Source organism: Paraburkholderia sp. RL17-347-BIC-D (genome assembly GCF_046027915.1).
Classification (GTDB): Bacteria; Pseudomonadota; Gammaproteobacteria; order Burkholderiales; family Burkholderiaceae; genus Paraburkholderia.
The window spans coordinates 1-1,338 of the sequence record NZ_JARESS010000172.1 but is presented as its reverse complement, the minus strand read 5'-3'; the positions used below and the strand labels follow the sequence as shown (position 1 = coordinate 1,338).

Here is a 1,338-nt window from a genome sequence, read left to right as displayed (position 1 = left end):
GTAAGCGCCTAGCCATCCCATCTTGAGTTGCGTTGACGGTCTTGGGAGCATCGTATCCACTAAAAACAGGTGGACACGTGAACACTATCGAAGAAGAAGTGCCGCTCGGCCGGCGTCGACGCCGGCGCTATAGCGTCGAGTTCAAAGCCCAGGTGGTGGCTGCCTGCCAGGGGCCCGGGGTGTCACTTGCGGCCATCGCGCTGCACCATCAGCTGAACGCGAATCTGCTCCGACGTTGGGTAGAACAGGCCGAAGGGAACGAGCGCTTTCTCGTCGCACGTAGCGAGGTGTCGGTGCCGTCGGCAGCGACGCCGGCATTCGTGTCGCTCCCGCTTGAGACGAGAAACGCGCGCACGGGTGAGATTCGCGTCGAAGTGCGCCGCGCGGACCAGTCAATCACGGTTAGCTGGCCGACATCAGAGGCAGCACAGTGCGCCGCGTGGCTGCGTGAGTGGCTCGCGTGATCCGCATTGATGAGGCGTGGCTGGCAGTCGACCCGCTGGACATGCGTGCAGGCTTTGATACGGCGCTGGCGCGTGTGGTCACGGTGTTCGGAGCTGCGCATCCGCATCACGCTTATCTGTTTGCCAACCGGCGGGCCAACCGCCTGAAGGTGCTGGTTCACGACGGAATCGGTATCTGGCTGGCAGCGCGACGGCTCAACGAGGGGCAGTTCGTCTGGCCTCATGCTGGTAGCGAACCGAAGCAACACGCGCTCACGCCGGAGCAGCTCGCAGGTCTGGTGGTCGGTTTGCCATGGCAGCGCATTGGTCCGAACGGTGTAATTCGCGTCGTGTGAGGCCAACAGGGACGTAAACTGTTTCGCTTCCACGGTGCCCGGGGTTCTGGCAGACTCGTCTGCATGGACCTGCCCGCCGATCTCAACGTTCTCAGCCCCGAACAGTTGCGTGCGCTCGCCGCGCAACTGATCGCCCGGGTCGAGGACAGAGACCGGGAGATCGAAGAGAAGACCCGGGAGGTCGGCGAGAAGGAACGGGAGTTGCATTACCGGCAGGTCCGTATCGAGCAGCTGAGCCATGAGATCTCCATCCTCAAGCGCCAGCAGTTCGGCCGGCGCAGCGAACAGCTCAGCAGCGAGCAGATGAGCCTGCTGGACGAGGCAGTCGACGCCGATCTGGCCGCCATCGAACTGGAGCTCGAGCAGCTTCAGCCACAAGCCACAGTCGACCCGTCACCCCGGCAACCGAAGCGCGCAGCGCTGCCGGCGCAACTGCCGCGCACAGAGATCCACCGCGAGCCGGACAGCACCGTGTGCCAGTGTGGCTGCGAGCGCGTACGCATCGGTGAAGACATCAGCGAGAAGCTGGACTACACACC

3 protein-coding genes are annotated in these 1,338 nt (G+C 63.7%); all 3 read left to right on the top strand.

Annotated features, from left to right (window positions below):
* The first annotated feature begins 77 nt into the window (after positions 1–77).
* On the top strand, positions 78–464 hold the full coding sequence (gene tnpA / locus P0D96_RS47945) for an IS66-like element accessory protein TnpA (RefSeq protein WP_408321325.1): 387 nt from the start codon (positions 78–80) through the stop codon (positions 462–464).
* Positions 461–799 (top strand): IS66 family insertion sequence element accessory protein TnpB, encoded by a 339-nt coding sequence (gene tnpB / locus P0D96_RS47940; protein ID WP_408321323.1) that lies wholly within the window; start codon positions 461–463, stop codon positions 797–799. Before tnpA ends, tnpB begins: the two co-directional genes overlap by 4 nt.
* Before the next feature lie 63 nt (positions 800–862).
* Positions 863–1,338: IS66 family transposase (locus tag P0D96_RS47935; protein WP_459252713.1), on the top strand; the 476-nt coding region annotated here is incomplete at its 3' end.